We start from the raw sequence: 15,772 nt of genomic DNA, 5'->3' as shown, positions 1-15,772 counted from the left end.
AAAAATCAGGTGCGGAAACGCCCCATATAATCTCGGAGGAACTCGGGGTCTTCCCTCCTAACAGCGCTCATGAGCTCATCAAACTTCTTTTCGCCCAGGGCCTTCTTAAGGTAGTAGTAGAGGTTAACTGCGTCCTCCACTATTATGCTCTGCCTCCTCCCCTCCTCGCCGTACAGCTCAATCAGCTTTCTGTTGATGTCAAGGCTTATATAGAGGGTTTTCTGCTTCTTCTGATTCTTGAGATCGTCGCTTTCTTTCTCCTTCCGGGGTTTAGATGGCCTGGTCAGGTCGTTAACCGACCCAGCAAAAAGCCTGGGGATCTTACCTTCACTCTCCTTCGACAATGGAGATCACCTCACTGGTAAGCTTCTCAAACGCACGGGCAGCCCTTCCTCCAGGTTCGTAATCAAATATACTAACCCCCTCCCCCTGGGCTTTCTCCAGGGATATGGCCCTCGGGATCGTTGTGAGTATGGGAGCATCTGGATACGTTTTCCTGAGTTCCTTAAGCCTGGCCTGGGGAACCTTGGTCTGGCGAGTGAACTTGTTGGGGACGAGACCCATAAGGGTTAGGTTCTCATTGGTCTCCTCCCGGATCATTGCCATCAGGCCAAACATGAGCTGCATGCCTATAACGCCGAAATAGCTGAGCTCCAGGGGAATTAGAACGTAGTCAGAGACCGTCAGCGAGTTAACGAGGAATATCCCCATGCTCGGGGGATTGTCTATGAGGACATAGTCGTAGTCGGGGAGAACGGGGCTTATAGCCTTTTCAAGCCTTCTCTCGCGGTTGTAAGCATTGATTATCTCTATCTCCTTGGCAGACAAATTGAGATGACTGGGAATGAGGTGGAGGTTTTCGGTAATCTCGACTATCGTTTCTTCCACGTTGCTCTCCTTTGTCATCAGCGTTCCAACGTTGTTAGTCTCGTAGTTTAGGACGTCCATTCCAATGAGCCCAAAAGTTAAGTTGAACTGGGGATCCACGTCTATCAGAAGGACTTTCCTGCCAGTCCTTGCAAGCCCGTAACCGAGGTTTAAGGTCAGAGTTGTTTTTCCAACGCCGCCCTTCTGATTGGCAACACTGATCACAGCTGCCATCCTACCACCCGACCTTCGGGACTGATTCCTTTGAAGGTTAGTGTAGAGGCAAAGGGAACAAAAAGGCGAAAAGAATCAGAACTCGTAAGGCTCAAAGAGCTTATTTAATCTCCTTCTGGTTTCAGCCTCAGGATTAGAGCCGGCTGGATTTTCCTGCCTTGAGATGATCCTGTATATATCATCGGAGGTCGCTTTCTTTTCAAAGGGAATGGGCCCGGATTTCGGGACGATTACGTTGGACTCAGTCTGAAGTGCATTCTGCCCGCTGAGTATGTGCGGGCTCTCAACACCTGTCATTATGACCATTGCCCTGACGACCTTACCCATGTCCTCGTCTACCCTGGCACCCCACTTTATTTCGGACTTGGCGCCGAGGTTGCTGTAGACTACCTCCATTGCCTCGTTGATCTCCCCGAGGTTAACGTCCGGACCAACGGTGAAGTGAACCAGGGCCTTGTTACCGCTTCCAAACTTAACGTCGAGCATCTTGTTCTCAAGGGCGGCCTTGACGGCCTCAACAGCTCTGTTCTTGGAGTCGCTCTCGCCGATTCCTATGAGGGCAGCACCACCTTCCTTCATGACGCTGTAAACATCGGCAAAGTCAATGTTCACCATGGAGGGGAGCTTTATGGTCTCGGTTATGCCCTTGACCATTCTGGCTATTATCTCGTCGGCAAAGCGGAAGGCGGCGTTTATCGGAAGATTCGGCACGAGCTTGAGAAGTTTGTCATTCTCAATTATAACAACGGTGTCCGAGTAGTGGAGGAGAGCCTTTATACCGGCCCTTGCCTTTTCCACCCTGACGGTTCCTTCCGTCTTGAATGGGAACGTGACGACACTGACAACCAGAGGCTCCCTGAAACGGCCGTTGTGTCTGGCACGTTCCTTTATCACCTTTGCGACGACTGGGGCGGCTCCGGTCCCAGTACCGTTGCCCATTCCGGCAGTGATGAAAACAAGATCCGCATCACCGATAGTTTCAGCTACCTCATGGGCACTCGCTTCAGCAGCCCTGTAGCCGACCTCTGGATCGCCGCCGGATCCCTTACCCTGGGTTATTTCCTTTCCGAGGAGAAGCTTCTTGTGGGCCTTAGCGTGCCTGAGGGCCTGGGCATCAGTATTCATCGCTATTAACTCCGCCCCCTCAACACCCAACTCATAAAGCCTCGTTATGGTGTTGTTTCCGGAGCCACCGACACCCACAATTGAAATCTTTATGAGGTCCTCATCAAACTCCTCACCAGCGAAATCCTGCTTCTTCTCTACCTTTTTTTCATCCTCCAAATCAAGTTTAATCCCGGCCTGTTCCAGGAGTTTAAACACCATCCTCTCTACCCCCTCCAGATCTAAAGACGGAAGTTCACTTTATGATGTATCCGGGAACCTCGTCCTCTGGGATCTCTGAGTTGAGCTCTCTCTTGAGGAATTCCCGGAGGGCCGTGCGAATCACCTCGCTTCTATTGGGGTAAAGCCCCCTCCTTACGAGCTGGTCCATGGCATTTATGTAACTCTGGGGGAGCTGAACGCTTATTATGCGCATTTTTGGCATGAGATGTATCACCCTGTGGAGCAGTCACTACTTTAGTTGGTGGTTTAATTAGTTAAATACTTTGCGGTCGCATGGTAATATGCCAATAATATGTTTCTTAAAAACCTTTTAAATATATGTGGCTAGCTCAAAAGTTATTTTAGAACCAAGGGAGGCAAGGATTATAACATAGCCGCACACGGAAACAGAAAATAGGGTGATTCAATGGAGGAAGTAGTACCCGGGATAGTCGTGACTGCGGTCTATGTTGATGAAGTTGAGAAGCTAATACCTCATCTTGGATCCGAAATTCAGGCAGTGAGCGGGCCCTGCTTTGAAGCAGTTGCACACTCGGCTATATTGGCGAAGAGATCCTTCGAAAGGGGAACAAACCGTGCAAAAACTCCTGGAGGAGAACTCCTGATACGGCTCGCCGGATCACCCCAGATAAAGGAAGCGATAAAAAAAGTGGGGCTCACAAAAGGCGTTAACTACCTCGTTTTCTTTGGATCAAAGGGAGAACTCAAGGAAATACTGGAGAAGCTGGGATTAAAAGAAGCACCCATGCAGAACTGCGACCCCGAAAGGGCGAAAAAATACTTTGAGATTTCCGCCCTTGTTGAAGCCCTTTAGTCCAAATCGCAGACAAACTGACAATTAATCGGGTTAAGTTTATAAAAGTGCTCCAAGAGCTTTGTTACACCGGGGTGGTATCCGTGAAGTATAAAAAGCGGAAATACTTCCTGGTCGACAGGATAAACTTGATTCAGCGCTCCAAGATACGCGAACTCTTCGAAAAGGCAAGAAAAATGGAGAACGTGATCTCCCTCGGGATTGGAGAGCCCGATTTTGACACTCCTCAGGTAATAAAAGACGCCGCCAAAAGGGCTCTTGACGAAGGCTACACCCATTACACTCCGAACGCAGGGATACCCGAATTACGGGAGGCAATTGCGGAATATTACAGGGAATTCTACCAGGTTGATGTCGACCCCAACAACGTAATAGTCACGGCCGGTGCTTACGAAGCCACATATCTGGCCTTCGAATCCCTTCTGGAGCCGGGGGATGATGTCATAATCCCGGATCCGGCTTTCGTCTGTTACGTTGAGGATGCAAAGATTTCAGAGGCTGGAATCCTTCGCATCCCCCTGAGGGAAGAAAACGACTTCATGATAAACCCCGATGAGCTCGTTGAGACGATAACCAAAAGGACCAGAATGATAGTCATGAACTATCCAAACAACCCGACCGGTGCCATCCTTGACAAGAAAACGGCCAAAGCGATTGGGCAGATAGCGGAGGATTATAACATATACGTCCTGAGCGATGAACCCTACGAACATTTCCTCTACGATGATGCAAAGCATTATCCAATGATAAAATACGCCCCGGACAACACAATCCTCGCGAACAGTTTCTCCAAGACCTTCGCAATGACGGGATGGAGACTTGGCTTTACCATAGCACCGGAGCAGGTCATAAATGGTATGACAAAGCTCCACGCGTACATAATTGGAAACGTGACATCTTTTGTCCAGATGGCGGGCGTAACAGCCCTCCGCGATAAGAGAAGCTGGGAAGCCGTTGAAAATATGAAGAAGACCTATGCCGAAAGGAGAAATCTGGCCTTAAGGCACCTATCCGAGATACCTCACCTGAAAGTCTTCAAACCGAAGGGAGCGTTCTACATATGGGCAAAGATCGACCCTGAGCTAAACATGACGAGTGAGGACTTCGCCAACTGGCTCCTGGAGGAGGCAAGGGTGGTGGTGATACCGGGAACTGCCTTCGGAAAACAGGGAGAGGGCTGGATAAGGATAAGCTACGCCACAAAAGAGGAACTCCTAACCGAGGCCTTTGAAAGAATAAAGAGGGCAATGGAAAAGCTGTGAGGTGGTCGGGATTGAAAAGTGCAATCCTTTTGGTTTTTGTTACTGTCTTTCTTGCGGAAATGGGGGACAAGACGCAGATAACAACCATGCTTTTTGCAACAAAGTACGGATGGGAAAAAGCTTTTATCGGATCCGCACTCGCTCTCGTCCTGGTCAACCTTATTGGGGCATTAATCGGGGAGAAAGTTGGACATATAATTCCCCACGGGCTTCTCCAGAAGGCGGCGGGGGCTATTTTCATAGCCTTTGGGATACTCCTTATAAGCGGGAAAATATGAAGGGTGATCCCGATGAAAGCCATAGGAGCCAAACATGCGGTTTTCCTCTCATTTCTCATGATTTCGACATACTTTGGCGGAATAACTGCGCTCTCAATAAACGATAGACTGCAACTTGCAGGGGGTGTGTTTATTACATCCCTCCACCTGCTGGTACTGATCGGGCTCTGGAAAGGGACGGAATGGTCTCTATCAGCGGGGAAATATCTGATTTTTCTTGATCTTCTGTTTTCGATACTGTGGATGATGCTGGGTGTTCTGGCCCAGGGGGCAACGCTCTTTGCGCTCTCCTCCCTCGTACTGCTACTCCTCTCAGATCCTGAAGTTGAGGTGCAGATACTGGGGAGGACTTAACCGTAGGACCCTTCAATGGCCACCAAAACAGAAATTCTGGCGGGCCGGGCGGGATTCGAACCCGCGACCTTCGGCTCCGGAGGCCGACGCCCCATCCTGGCTAGGCCACCGGCCCAGCCCGGAATCAGTAGGGAAGAGCGTTTAAAAATCTAACTAGCGGCTAAGTTTTTAAGACTGGTGTACAAATTCGATGGAGGTGGATTGAATGGCAATAGTCGACGTTAGGATTCTCGTGGAAGGGGCGAGCGACGTTGAAGTCATCAGCAAGGCCCTCCAGGGGCTGGCCCTCGGGAGTGAGTACAACATAACGGTCTCTTCGATAATCCCTACGACCAACGTTGAGATAGCCAAGAGCGCCGCCGCCGGGGCCGACCTCCTCATAATAGCCACTGACGCAGACAGGGTCGGTAGGGATCTCGCCGAGGCGCTCTTCAACGAACTCGGCCAGATGGTTGGTCACATAGAGAGAATGAAGCTTCCCCTCGGGCACGATCTTGAAAACATAGACGTCGAGCTGGTCAGAAAAGAGCTCAGGAATACCCTCGTGAGGGCCGGGCTCAAGAGCCTCCAGGTTCTCCCTGAGTACATGGAGCTAAGGAAAGAGCTCCTGGACGTCAGGGGAAGCTATAACAACCTCGCCAGCCAGTACGAGGCCCTCAAGAAGGACTACGAGGAACTCAGGAAGAGGTACGAGGACCTCAGAAGTGAATACCTCAGGATAAGGCAGGAGAATGAGAGCCTCAAGGCGCTCCTTGAGAAGAGAACGAGGCCCGTGAAGATAGAGGAAGCATGGAGGGCCCTCTTCCCGGCCGAACCGGTTCCACCGGAGGAGTACATTGCCATGGCAGTCGATAAGCTCGGCCTAAATGGGAAGATACTCGTGGGGCAGGGATTCATATACGCAGAGGAAGAGGAGGCCATTAACGAGCTCCTCAAGACGGTCTACCTGGGCATCGCGATCTCAGAGAAGCTCGCTGGGAAAAGAGAGGAAACGGGAGAAGAAACAATCCTAAGTGCCGGCAGAGAGGGCTGAGCTAGCTTATGTCAAATGGGGAAATCGACGCGATAGTTGAGGAGTTCGCAACCTATCTTGACCTCGAGGGAAAGAGCGGGCACACGGTTAGGATGTACTCCTACTACGTGAAGCGCTATTTGGAGTGGGGTGGAGAGCTAAAGGCCCGCTCCGCCCTCAGGTTTTTAGCGTCCCTGAGGAGGGAGGGTTATTCTAACAGAAGTCTAAATCTTGTTGTGCAGGCCTTACGGGCATACTTTCGCTTTGAGGGGGAAGAAGAGGAGGCGGAGAAGCTGAAGCCCCCAAAGGTTCCGAGAAGCCTTCCGAAGGCCCTCAACAGGGATGAAGTCAGAAAAATCCTCTCGGTTATCCCCCCAACGAGGAAGAGGGACCGGGTGATCTTTCTCCTCCTTTACGGTGCCGGTTTGCGCGTCAGCGAGGTCTGCAACCTTAAGAAGAAGGACGTTGACTTCGAGAGGGGATTCATAGTCGTCAGAGGCGGCAAGGGGGCTAAGGACAGGGTTGTTCCGGTTCCCCAGTCCCTTCTTGACGAGGTAAAAGCTTACCTCTCCACCAGAACGGACGACAGTGAGTACCTGATCGTCGAGCTCAGGAGGGGGAAGAGGGACAGGCTGTCATCAAAGACCGTCTGGTACCTCCTGAAGCGCTACGGTGAGAAGGCTGGGGTCAGGGTCACGCCCCACATGCTCCGCCACAGCTTTGCCACCCACATGCTTGAGAGCGGTGTGGACATAAGGGCCATCCAGGAGCTCCTGGGCCATTCCAACCTCTCGACGACCCAGATTTACACAAAAGTTACCGTGGAGCACTTAAGAAAGGCGCAGGAGAAGGCAAGACTGCTAGAAAATTTAAAAGAAGTATAGCTCAGTCTTCCCAGGGCTCCGTGTACTTGAGGGCCCAGCCGAACTCCTCTCTAAGAATGTCTATGGCCGCGTAGGGCGGGATTATGCCGCGCTCTGTTATTATGACGTCCACGTATTCAGGAGGAGTAACATCGAAGGCAGGGTTCCAGACTTCTATGTTCTTCGGCCAGGTTTTTAGCTCCTCCTCGGGAATGACCTCCGTAGGATCGCGCATCTCTATCTCCACCAGCTGGCCGAGCATCGTCTCCGGGTGGAACTTGTAGGTTTCAGCCGCTATCATCGTCCAAACCCTGTGCTCTTTGGCTGCCAGGGCTATGAGGGCTGTCCCAATCTTGTTTATCACAGCCCCGTTTACGGTTATGCTGTCGGCGCCCATAACTACTTTATCGGTCATCTTCATGTAGTGCCTTGCCGCTGAATCCACAACATAGATTACCGGGATGCCGTGGTCGGCGAGCTCCCTCGCCGTTATCTTGCCCTGCCATTTGGGCCTAGTTTCAGTGACTATGACCTTTATGTCCTTTCCCTGCTCAAATGCCGTCTTCATGACGCTTATTGCAGCCTTGCTGTGGCAGTGGGTCATTATAACATCCCCGTCCTCTATCCTCTTCGCGCCAAACTCTCCTATCCTCTCAACGGCCTTCTCGGAGTTGTAGGCGAACTCCTTGGCCGCGTTGATGACCACGAACCTCAACTGTTCAAGATCCACTCCGCTGGAGTACGCAATCTTTCCCCTGTGCATAACGTAACGCAGAGCGTTGGGAAGGGAAACCGCCGTCGGTCTGGTCTCGTAGAGAATCCTTGCCGCTCTTTTGAGCTCATCCCACAGTTCATCGGACGTTTGCGCCTTACTTTTCTCCGCTTGAAGCTGGAGCGCATACGCAGCAGATCTGGCGATCTTACCAGCACCGCGGATCTCCATGTTTTTGATTTTTTTCGCTATCTCAAGGACATCCCTGATTACCTCACCCATGGTCACTCCCCCCTACTGGTAATCCGGATGTTCCCCGGCCAAGTTTATATCATTTGCGCAGGGGAAGATTTTTAAACCGCCCACTGAACTTGTGGCGGGAAAGGGCTGGGCCCAATGAATCCCGCTGATGAATGGAGGTGGGAGGAAATGGCGACTTTCAAGCTTGTGCTCTCAAACCCAAAGAACGGGATAGCGAAGCAGATAGAGATAACGGGTGAAGTGGCCGAGAAGTTCATTGGGAAGAGGATAGGAGACGAGATCCCGGTGGGCGAGCTCGGCATGAACCTCAACGAGATCTTCGGAGAAGAGATACCGGGAAACGCGAAGATAAAGATCAGGGGCGGTACCGACAAGGACGGCTTCCCCATGAGGCCTGACATACACGGGCCAAAGAGGGTTAAGATCCTCCTTTCAACGGGCCCGGGTTTCAGGCCCAAGGAGAGGGGCGAGAGGAGAAAGAAGACCGTCCGTGGAAACACGATAAGCCCCGAGATAGTGCAGATAAACGCGGTCCTCGTCTTCTGATGCTCCCCTCTTTCCTCTCAATATTCTTCGGTTGTATTTCATTAAAACTCCCATAAGTATCCGAAAACCCTATCCGGAGAGGGCTTTACCTTATGAACCAGTTGAGAGGGGAAAGGCGCGGCTGCAGACAGGTATAAATAGGTGCACAACAAAGAACTAATCATGGAAGTCCATCCCCTGCTGAAGGCCCTCTCAAATGAGACGAACCTCCAGATACTCACCCTACTCGGATCGGGATCGTTCCACCCGAGGGAACTCGCCAGGCTACTCCAGAAGGATGAGACTGACGTTTCTCGGAGGTTAAAACAGCTTGAGAAGCTCGGGCTTGTGGCAGGACGCTGGGTTCGCGTCGGGGACAGGAACGTTAGGGTGTACTCCCTCCAGGCGGGCGAGATAAGGGTTGAGCTGAAGCCCGGGGAGATCAGGATCCACACAGGGGAAGAAGAGTTCGATGAGACCCTCCTGAGGCCCAAAAGAATGCCCCAGGTAGAAAACTTCGTGGGGAGAAAGGAAGAGCTCGACCTCCTCCTGGGCTCTAAGGGGGTAGTGGTGATATACGGAATGGCCGGCATAGGGAAAACTTCTCTCGCGGCCAGGGCCTTCCCCTCGGCCTGCTGGTATTCCTTCACCGGCCTCGAGGACTTTTACTACCTGACCTGGCAGTTCGGTCTTTTTCTGAACTCCCTTGGGTGGGATGAACTGACCGAGTACCTGAGGGGCGGGGGAAGGAGTGAGGTGGACGTTTTTGAGCTGATAACCGAGGGACTTGAGGCCACCAGGGGCACCGTCGTCCTGGATGACCTCCACAAGTGCGAGGACGAGAGAGTTCTCAGAATGCTCACCTACCTTGCCCCCAGACTTAGGGAGGGAAGGGTTGTTGTTACAACGAGGGTAAAGCCAAACCTTGGGGCGGACGGGGTTACGTACCTCGAGCTTAAGGGGCTGAAGCCGGAGGAAGCTTACGAGCTCGTGAGGATGAAAGGGGAGAAAATAGAATTGGAAGAGTTCGCGGGTCTCTACGGGCTGACTCTGGGACATCCTTTAGCGTTAAACCTCCTCCTGGAAGGCCAGATCAGGGAAAAGAGGCAGGAAAACCTATTCGACTTCCTCTTCGGGGAGGTCTACAAGGAGCTGGGTGAGGACGAAAGACTGATGCTTTCCATCCTGGCCCTCTTTGACGAACCTGTGGAATACGAGGCCATTAAAGCCCTCTACAGGAAGAAAAACGCGTTTTCCGTCCTGTATTCTCTCCTGAGGCGGGGGTTGATCGAGAGGAAAGGGGACGGGTATTCAATCCACGAGCTCCTGAGGGGCTTCTTGAGGGAGGTCTCAAACCTGGAGAGCGCGCAGTACTACGGGGCTTACTCCGACTATCTTGCAGGGAAAGAAACTCCAGCCGACTTCCTCAGGGCAATGAAGTACGCCATCGCCTCCGGAGATCGCGAGAGGGTCAGGAAGCTCGTGGCCTTTAGGATAACGAAGATGAAACTTTTAATAACCGACTTCCCAACGGCGTACCTTCGGATCCTCTCCCCCCTGTCGGGAGAGCCCACCGTGAAGCTCGAGATGGGCATGGTGTACTTCCAGAAGGGTCTCTACGAAAAGGCAAAGAAACTGTGGCTTGAGGCCGAGCCGGGGCTTGAGGGAGTGTTTAAAGCCGAGGTTGAATCCCTTTTGGCTGACCTCTCAATTGAGCTCGGCGACATGGAAAGTGCCGGAGAATACCTGGAAAAAACGAGGAAGCTGGCGGAAGAGCTGAATGATTTGTACACATGGCTCTCCTACTACATGGAGAAGACAAAGTATGACTACCGCAGGGGAGACGTTGAAGGGGCCCTGAAAAGCGCCTTCAAAGAGCTCGAAATTGTGAGGGAGCTGAAGGACGTCCAGGAGGAACCACTGGTCCTGCTCCACATAGGGGACATATACACTGGTATGGAGAGCTATGAGAGGGCGGTAACTTACTACGGGGAAGCACTGGAGCTTTCAAAGGCCTATGGAATACGTTTCCTGGAGCACGCCACCTATATGGAGCTCGCCAAGGCCTACTACGGACTTGAGGACTACGAAAAGGCGGTGGAATACGCCACGAAGGCCGCGGAGTACTTCCTGAAGTTGAGGAACTACAGGAGGGCCGCGGATTCAATAGCCTACAGGTGCGTGTCTTACCTTGCCCTCGGTGAGCTTGAAAAGGCCAGAACAGACGCCTGGGAGCTCGTGCGCATCGCGGAGAGCACCAACTACCCCCTCGGCTGGGCCGGTTACCTCTTCCTCGGCGCCGTTGAGAGGCTTGAAGGAAGGGAGGGAGAGGAGTACTTTGGTATGGGGAGGGAAAAGCTCAGGGGAAACGAGCGGCTCTACGATGCTGTCCTTGGAGAGCTGGAGAAAATTTTGACAAGTAAGGTTAATAAGGTACCACCGGGAAGTCCACCGGGCGATGAAGATATTCATCCCTCCTGACGGGACTGCTCCCCCGGGATGAAGAGGCGGTCCCCCCTCGAGCCCTTCTGGGAGGTGGAGGAGGTGAAGGAGCCCCCGCGCGAGCTTGTGCCTGTTGAGATTCCTCCCCACACGGTAATGCTCCTCGGAATCGCGTGGGACTCCAACCTTTACTTCGTGCGGGACAAGGGAGAGGCGCTGATAATCGACACCGGCACCGGGGTGAACTGGCACGTCTATACCAGGATCTGGGAGAGTTACCTTGATGGAATAAAGAGGGCGATCATTTTCAACACCCACGAGCACTTCGACCATGTGGGGGGAAACGGGCCTCTGAGGGAGTGGCTTGAAGGAAAAGGCATAGAAGTCCTCTTCGCGGCCCACGAGATAACGGCGGAAACGCTGGAGAAAGGAGACGATTACGTTATCCTTGCCTATTACTACGGGCGAAAGTTTGAGCCGCAGAGGGTGGATTTAAGGCTAAAAGACGGAGACAAGGTCAGAATCGGCTCTCTGGAGCTCGAGCTTATCCACACCCCCGGCCACACCGCCGGAAGCTCCTGCCTCTACCTGGACGATGGAGAGGCAAGGCTCATGTTCACGGGGGACACGGTCTTCAAAGGTACCGCCGGGAGAACCGACCTCCCCACGGGAAACGGCCGGGAACTGAAGGAGAGCCTTGAGAGACTTTCAGAGTTCGATGTTGATTTTGGCCTCCCCGGCCACGGAAATTACATAGACGACTGGAAGAGGAACCTCGCGGAGATACTGGGGTGGTTCCAGTGAGGAAGGGCTCCGTCAAGGAGGTTTTGGCTAAGATCAAGTACGACCCACGGGAGAATGAGGGCGATTACTACATCCTCATCGAGCACAGGGGAGCTTACGGGGACGTCAAGAGGATCCCCGTTGAGATGATAGAACTCGGACACGGATACTTCTTCGTTGGAGAAGCCCAGATACCCTACCACAGGATTCTGAAGGTCGTAAGGAAAGACGGAAGGGTGATCTGGGAGACGCGGAAGATCTGAGCTATTCTATTACTTCAAGCTCCGACTCCAGTATGGCCCATTCCCTCCTGGAGAGGGCGTTCTTCTTGGCGTGAACGAGAAGGTAAGAGCCCGAAACCATGGCCACGTCCCTGAGGATGGAGACGAGTTCAAGGGCCTTGGGGAACCCCTCACTTGCGACTATTGCCTCAAAGTTTTCAATCAGAATGATGGCTTTTTCCTCCCTCATGATCTCCGCCAGGCTTTCCTTGGAGTTGACGAGGGATTTGGGGGTCATTGCTCCCTTAACGGGCGCTGGGCTTACCCAGACCGCGTTTATATCACCGCGCTTGAACCACTCAAGGAGCTTCTTCGGAGGATCCCTGCTGAAGACGTAGGGCTTAAGTCCTTTTCCGATCAGGTCAAGGAGCATGTAGCGGGCCTTAATTTTGTCTGGAAAGAGGTATCCCCCAGGCGAAATGTCCTCAGGAAGCATCTTTTTGGCTTTGAAGCTGGAAAGCAGGCCATAGGCCTTTTTTAGGCGTTTGTAGTGGTTGTTCTCGATGCTCGCGAGCTGGGCAAAGAAGACTTTCGACTCCTCGTGTGTTGCCTTCTGGGCAAGAATCGCGTAGGTTTCCTCGGCGAACAGCTCGCTCTGCATGCAGTACTCCAGGGCCTCGAGGTAGTCATCCACAGTCTCGAACTTCGGGTAGAAGGGGGCTACCTCAACGGGCGGGGCATCAACTTTCACCGGCTCCTCTTCCGGGTAAAGCTTTTTAAAAAGCGAGTAGAGCTCGTCGTGGTGCCTCTGGCTCTCGTCGGCCATCTGGGTGAATAACACCTTCACACTCTCCCTGCCCGCCCGCTCCGCGAGCTTGCGGTAGTATTCAACCTCCTCTTTCTCATTGAAGATGGCGTAGCTCAGCACCTCCTTAACGGGCCTATCACGGAGGGCCTCGATGACCTTCTCCATGTATTTCTTGAGTTCAGGCGGTATGCTTGACATTGTACTCCCCCAATGAATATGCCACTTCGCCAGAAAAGCTTTTCTACCCTCTACCAAACTCGCCACCATGATAGACGCCCACGCCCACGTTGAGATGTTCAAGGGAGAGGCCGGAGAAGTCGTGGAGGAGAGCAGGAAGCGCCTTAAAGCGGTCGTCGATTCCATAACCGAATACCGGAAGTTCCACGTCTGGAAGAGCTGGGAGCTCCTGGAGCCTTACTTCGGGTTTATTTTCCCAACACTAGGCTACGCGCCGAACGAAGCGAGGAGGGGGAACTGGGAAAAGGTCAGGAACGTTGAAGCCTTCATCCGCGAGCATGCGGGAGAAATAGTCGCCCTCGGGGAAATAGGGTTAGATTTTTACTACGCGGAGAGTGAGGAGGAAAGGAGGAATCAGAGGGAAATTTTCCACCACTTCCTCAGCCTCGCCGTCGAGCTGGATCTCCCGGTCGTTCTCCACGCGAGGGAAGCGGAGCGGGAGGTTTTTGAAGCCATTCAAAGGGCCGGCGTTAGGGCCTATTTCCACTCGTATAGTGGACCAAGGGATTTGGCCCTCGAGATAGCGGAAAACGGCCACATGATCGGCATAAACACGGGAATAGACTACATTCCTGCCGTTAAGGAGGCGGCCGAGGCCCTGCCGCTTGAGAGCATCGTCGTGGAAACCGATTCCCCTTACATGAGCCCGTACAGGGGCGAGAAGAACTACCCGTGGAACGTCGAGTACGTTGTTAAAAGGATAGCGGAGCTTAAGGGGCTGGAGCCGGAGGAAGTTGAGAGGGCAACGGAGAGGAACGCTATAAAGTTCTTCGGGCTTAAACTATAGGGGGTGACGAAATGGCCGTTGACGTTCCGGAAGTTGAAGAAGTCAGGAAACTGCTCGAAGAGCTGAATGAGAAAGCCCTCGTCGCGAGGCTCGACTCCTTTTTGAGGCTAAACGAAGGCCTGGAAAGCAAGAAAGGAAAGGACTTCATAGAGGTCTCTGTACTCGGCTTCCTCGAGGGCGTCCTGACGGTTCTCAGGGCCAAATATCCAGGAAAAGAGAAGGTGGAAGCGCTATACGTGAGGGTCAAAAGCAGGAGGGAAGAACTGGACGAACAGTTCAGGAAGCCGGGGATACCACTGGAAGAGGAGTAAAACCACCCGGCGTTTCCTCAGAGACGTTTTTTTATTCTATTCTCAACTCCAGTAGAACTCCCCGAACAGCTCGGCCTCTTGAGCATAGCTCCTCCTCAACTTCAGGGCGGTCTTAGCCTTCTCCAGCTCGCGGCCAAGGTAAAAAGCATGCCTCGGGCTTATCCCGAAGTGCTCCAAAATCGTGTCTATTATCGCGTTAGGCTCCTCCCCGGTTACGGTGAGCACTGTCTCGGCACTGCGGTATGCGTTTACCCAGATTTTTCCTTTTTCCACCCATATCCGGAAGTAAACCGGCTCAAGCTGGACGGGCCTTTCCTTTGCTTCGATAATGTTCTCAGCCGGCTCAAACCTCCACTCGCTCTCGCGCTTCTCCTTGAGGAGCAAAAGGTCGAAGCCGAGGTCTTTTGGCATGTCGAAGAGGTTCATATCTATCGCCCTTCTAAGCTCCCTCACCGAGCCCTTCGCCTTTGCGCTGACCTCTGTGGTGAGGAGCAGGCTTATGGAAAGTTCCTTCGCGATTCCAGCAAGGAGGGCGTTCATTCCAGCACTGTCAGCATCATAGAGCTCAACCACGTTGCCAGCGCCCGCGAGCAGGACATCGTCGGGGTTCCTCTCGCGGTAGAGCTGGAAAGCGGTTATGGAGCGCGCGAGATTGGGCACGTGCTCGAGGATTGGGTCAATGATAACCCTTTTGTAGCCCAGATTCAGGGCCTTCTCCTTGAGTTTTTCTAAAAACTCGACGCGTTCTCCAGGCTTTGTCGGAAAGAAGCCCTCCCTCTGGTTCGTCGGGATTAGAACGACGGGCTTTTCAGTTATTAGCTCCTCGAGGTTTCCAGCATCAACGCTGAGGAACAGATCAGCGTGGTTCAAGGCCTTCTCAATCTCGGCGGTGTTGAGAGAGTCGAAGCTTATCGGGACGTCGAAGCCTTTCTCCTTGAGTTGCTCCCTGATCTCCGGGATTTCCTCAATGAAGTCGAGGTTGGTCTCTCCAGAAACCATGCCGATGTCGACTATATCGGCCCCTTCGCGGAGGTAGTAGAGGGCCCTCTCGACGGTCTTTTCAACGCCGAGCTTTGGGGAATCAACAACTTCACCGAGTATCCTGGCCGGAAAGTCCCTGCCGGCGGGAAGGTTGCCTATGAGAATATTCCAGGGCCTCTTCAGGGCTTCCTCAATGTAGGCCCTGTTCCGGGTTCTGTTCCTTATGTCTTCAACCTTCTTGAGCGCATCGACCGAGAAAAGCTCATCCGCTGGTTTTTCCTTGCTCAGCCTGAAGCCCTCGCTTAATGCCTTGAGGGTCTGCGGCAAGTCCATCGCGTTCCTCGGCCCCTTGAATGCAGGGATTCCGAGCTCGTCTTCAATGATCTGGGCAGAACCGCGGACGAGGCCGGGGATTAAGATTAAGTCGTAGTCCTCACTCCTGATCCCGGCCTTTTTGAGGTAGTGAGCTATAAGCTCCGGCGTGAGGAAGGCCGCAACGCTGACCGGGGTTACAAAGACGTCGCAACCTTTACCGTACTTCCTCACGAGCGGCTCGGCAAGCCTGCCCGTGACGAGGAGGATTCTTCTGGCAGTCTCCATGGTGAGGTTTTGGGTATTGAACCTTAAATGCCCTCCGCTGGTAGTTGGCCAGGATCATTGAATCCAGCCACCT

The 15,772-nt window shown here is 53.0% G+C and carries 19 protein-coding genes and 1 tRNA gene; 12 read left to right on the top strand and 8 right to left on the bottom strand.

Translation table 11 applies throughout. From position 1 onward, the window contains the following. Positions 1–5 precede the first annotated feature (5 nt). From ACZ47M_RS02930 to ACZ47M_RS02915, 4 genes are all read right to left on the bottom strand, one after another. Positions 6–344 carry a CopG family transcriptional regulator gene (locus ACZ47M_RS02930; protein ID WP_315339879.1) on the bottom strand — a complete coding sequence of 113 codons (339 nt, stop codon included), beginning with the start codon at positions 342–344 and terminating at the stop codon, positions 6–8. After that, on the bottom strand, positions 328–1,101 hold the full coding sequence (locus tag ACZ47M_RS02925) for a ParA family protein (protein ID WP_315339877.1): 774 nt from the start codon (positions 1,099–1,101) through the stop codon (positions 328–330). The genes ACZ47M_RS02930 and ACZ47M_RS02925 overlap by 17 nt, the downstream gene beginning before the upstream one ends. Positions 1,102–1,176: 75 nt before the next feature. Further along, positions 1,177–2,427: a cell division protein FtsZ gene (gene ftsZ / locus ACZ47M_RS02920; protein WP_315339874.1), complete on the bottom strand. Its 1,251-nt coding sequence runs from the start codon at positions 2,425–2,427 to the stop codon at positions 1,177–1,179. Positions 2,428–2,461: 34 nt separating this feature from the next. After that, the gene (locus ACZ47M_RS02915; RefSeq protein ID WP_010477379.1) at positions 2,462–2,650 is read right to left on the bottom strand and encodes a ribbon-helix-helix domain-containing protein; all 189 of its coding nucleotides are present in this window, start codon (positions 2,648–2,650) and stop codon (positions 2,462–2,464) included. 204 nt (positions 2,651–2,854) lie between these two features. On the opposite strand from ACZ47M_RS02915, the gene cgi121 reads away from it, so the two are divergent. The 4 genes from cgi121 to ACZ47M_RS02895 all read left to right on the top strand — a co-directional run bounded on the left by cgi121 (position 2,855) and on the right by ACZ47M_RS02895 (position 5,156). Then, on the top strand, positions 2,855–3,262 hold the full coding sequence (gene cgi121 / locus ACZ47M_RS02910; RefSeq protein ID WP_315339869.1) for a KEOPS complex subunit Cgi121: 408 nt from the start codon (positions 2,855–2,857) through the stop codon (positions 3,260–3,262). An 83-nt stretch (positions 3,263–3,345) separates the two neighbouring features. Further along, the gene (locus tag ACZ47M_RS02905; RefSeq protein WP_315340926.1) at positions 3,346–4,524 is read left to right on the top strand and encodes an aminotransferase class I/II-fold pyridoxal phosphate-dependent enzyme; all 1,179 of its coding nucleotides are present in this window, start codon (positions 3,346–3,348) and stop codon (positions 4,522–4,524) included. Positions 4,525–4,535: 11 nt separating this feature from the next. Beyond that, entirely contained in the window at positions 4,536–4,802 is a 267-nt protein-coding gene (locus tag ACZ47M_RS02900) for a TMEM165/GDT1 family protein (protein ID WP_315339866.1), read from the top strand. A 12-nt stretch (positions 4,803–4,814) separates the two neighbouring features. Beyond that, positions 4,815–5,156 (top strand): hypothetical protein, encoded by a 342-nt coding sequence (locus ACZ47M_RS02895; RefSeq protein ID WP_315339864.1) that lies wholly within the window; start codon positions 4,815–4,817, stop codon positions 5,154–5,156. Positions 5,157–5,193: 37 nt separating this feature from the next. Here the strand turns inward: ACZ47M_RS02895 and ACZ47M_RS02890 are convergent. After that, positions 5,194–5,271, bottom strand: a tRNA-Arg gene (locus tag ACZ47M_RS02890). A 90-nt stretch (positions 5,272–5,361) separates the two neighbouring features. Between ACZ47M_RS02890 and ACZ47M_RS02885 the strand changes: the two genes are divergently transcribed. Both ACZ47M_RS02885 and xerA read left to right on the top strand, forming a co-directional pair. Beyond that, positions 5,362–6,189, top strand: coding sequence for a toprim domain-containing protein (locus ACZ47M_RS02885; protein WP_315339861.1), 828 nt, complete (start codon positions 5,362–5,364; stop codon positions 6,187–6,189). Positions 6,190–6,197: 8 nt separating this feature from the next. Continuing rightward, a complete protein-coding gene (gene xerA, locus ACZ47M_RS02880) occupies positions 6,198–7,052 on the top strand; it encodes a site-specific tyrosine recombinase/integron integrase (protein ID WP_315339858.1) in 855 nt (284 codons plus the stop codon). Position 7,053: 1 nt separating this feature from the next. On the opposite strand, the gene ACZ47M_RS02875 is transcribed toward xerA, so the two are convergent. Then, on the bottom strand, positions 7,054–8,025 hold the full coding sequence (locus tag ACZ47M_RS02875) for a ribose 1,5-bisphosphate isomerase (RefSeq protein ID WP_315339856.1): 972 nt from the start codon (positions 8,023–8,025) through the stop codon (positions 7,054–7,056). A gap of 147 nt (positions 8,026–8,172) precedes the next feature. On the opposite strand from ACZ47M_RS02875, the gene ACZ47M_RS02870 reads away from it, so the two are divergent. The 4 genes from ACZ47M_RS02870 (at position 8,173) to ACZ47M_RS02855 (ending at position 12,017) form a co-directional block, all read left to right on the top strand. Beyond that, a complete protein-coding gene (locus tag ACZ47M_RS02870; RefSeq protein ID WP_315339853.1) occupies positions 8,173–8,550 on the top strand; it encodes a 30S ribosomal protein S6e in 378 nt (125 codons plus the stop codon). A gap of 162 nt (positions 8,551–8,712) precedes the next feature. Then, complete coding sequence (locus tag ACZ47M_RS02865) at positions 8,713–11,010, top strand: NB-ARC domain-containing protein (protein ID WP_315339851.1); 2,298 nt, start codon at positions 8,713–8,715, stop codon at positions 11,008–11,010. A gap of 63 nt (positions 11,011–11,073) precedes the next feature. Next, entirely contained in the window at positions 11,074–11,775 is a 702-nt protein-coding gene (locus ACZ47M_RS02860; protein WP_464883404.1) for an MBL fold metallo-hydrolase, read from the top strand. Continuing rightward, on the top strand, positions 11,772–12,017 hold the full coding sequence (locus ACZ47M_RS02855) for a DUF504 domain-containing protein (RefSeq protein WP_315339848.1): 246 nt from the start codon (positions 11,772–11,774) through the stop codon (positions 12,015–12,017). Before ACZ47M_RS02860 ends, ACZ47M_RS02855 begins: the two co-directional genes overlap by 4 nt. 1 nt (position 12,018) lies before the next feature. On the opposite strand, the gene ACZ47M_RS02850 is transcribed toward ACZ47M_RS02855, so the two are convergent. Continuing rightward, positions 12,019–12,981 (bottom strand): DUF835 domain-containing protein, encoded by a 963-nt coding sequence (locus tag ACZ47M_RS02850; protein ID WP_315339846.1) that lies wholly within the window; start codon positions 12,979–12,981, stop codon positions 12,019–12,021. A 67-nt stretch (positions 12,982–13,048) separates the two neighbouring features. Here ACZ47M_RS02850 and ACZ47M_RS02845 point away from each other — a divergent pair, with 67 nt between their 5' ends. Beyond that, positions 13,049–13,807, top strand: a complete 759-nt coding sequence (locus tag ACZ47M_RS02845; protein WP_315339843.1) for a YchF/TatD family DNA exonuclease — start codon at positions 13,049–13,051, stop codon at positions 13,805–13,807. Between the two features lie 11 nt (positions 13,808–13,818). Next, on the top strand, positions 13,819–14,118 hold the full coding sequence (locus ACZ47M_RS02840) for a DUF3216 domain-containing protein (protein WP_315339840.1): 300 nt from the start codon (positions 13,819–13,821) through the stop codon (positions 14,116–14,118). Positions 14,119–14,160: 42 nt separating this feature from the next. On the opposite strand, the gene ACZ47M_RS02835 is transcribed toward ACZ47M_RS02840, so the two are convergent. Further along, entirely contained in the window at positions 14,161–15,699 is a 1,539-nt protein-coding gene (locus tag ACZ47M_RS02835; RefSeq protein ID WP_315339838.1) for a dihydropteroate synthase-like protein, read from the bottom strand. Positions 15,700–15,772: the final 73 nt, after the last annotated feature.

The sequence above is a fragment of the Thermococcus waiotapuensis genome (genome assembly GCF_055384795.1).
The sequence above is the reverse complement of the archived record's forward strand: the minus strand, read 5'-3'. Positions and strand labels throughout refer to the sequence as shown.

Excerpts from the sequence above, each read along its gene's own strand:
- ACZ47M_RS02835 (WP_315339838.1), bottom strand. The coding sequence starts at position 15,699 with ATGGAGACTGCCAGAAGAATCCTCCTCGTCACGGGCAGGCTTGCCGAG.
- ACZ47M_RS02865 (WP_315339851.1), top strand. The coding sequence starts at position 8,713 with ATGGAAGTCCATCCCCTGCTGAAGGCCCTCTCAAATGAGACGAACCTC.
- ACZ47M_RS02875 (WP_315339856.1), bottom strand. The coding sequence starts at position 8,025 with ATGGGTGAGGTAATCAGGGATGTCCTTGAGATAGCGAAAAAAATCAAA.
- ACZ47M_RS02850 (WP_315339846.1), bottom strand. The coding sequence starts at position 12,981 with ATGTCAAGCATACCGCCTGAACTCAAGAAATACATGGAGAAGGTCATC.
- ACZ47M_RS02885 (WP_315339861.1), top strand. The coding sequence starts at position 5,362 with ATGGCAATAGTCGACGTTAGGATTCTCGTGGAAGGGGCGAGCGACGTT.
- ftsZ (WP_315339874.1), bottom strand. The coding sequence starts at position 2,427 with ATGGTGTTTAAACTCCTGGAACAGGCCGGGATTAAACTTGATTTGGAG.
- xerA (WP_315339858.1), top strand. The coding sequence starts at position 6,198 with ATGTCAAATGGGGAAATCGACGCGATAGTTGAGGAGTTCGCAACCTAT.
- cgi121 (WP_315339869.1), top strand. The coding sequence starts at position 2,855 with ATGGAGGAAGTAGTACCCGGGATAGTCGTGACTGCGGTCTATGTTGAT.
- ACZ47M_RS02925 (WP_315339877.1), bottom strand. The coding sequence starts at position 1,101 with ATGGCAGCTGTGATCAGTGTTGCCAATCAGAAGGGCGGCGTTGGAAAA.
- ACZ47M_RS02840 (WP_315339840.1), top strand. The coding sequence starts at position 13,819 with ATGGCCGTTGACGTTCCGGAAGTTGAAGAAGTCAGGAAACTGCTCGAA.
- ACZ47M_RS02870 (WP_315339853.1), top strand. The coding sequence starts at position 8,173 with ATGGCGACTTTCAAGCTTGTGCTCTCAAACCCAAAGAACGGGATAGCG.
- ACZ47M_RS02915 (WP_010477379.1), bottom strand. The coding sequence starts at position 2,650 with ATGCCAAAAATGCGCATAATAAGCGTTCAGCTCCCCCAGAGTTACATA.
- ACZ47M_RS02895 (WP_315339864.1), top strand. The coding sequence starts at position 4,815 with ATGAAAGCCATAGGAGCCAAACATGCGGTTTTCCTCTCATTTCTCATG.
- ACZ47M_RS02845 (WP_315339843.1), top strand. The coding sequence starts at position 13,049 with ATGATAGACGCCCACGCCCACGTTGAGATGTTCAAGGGAGAGGCCGGA.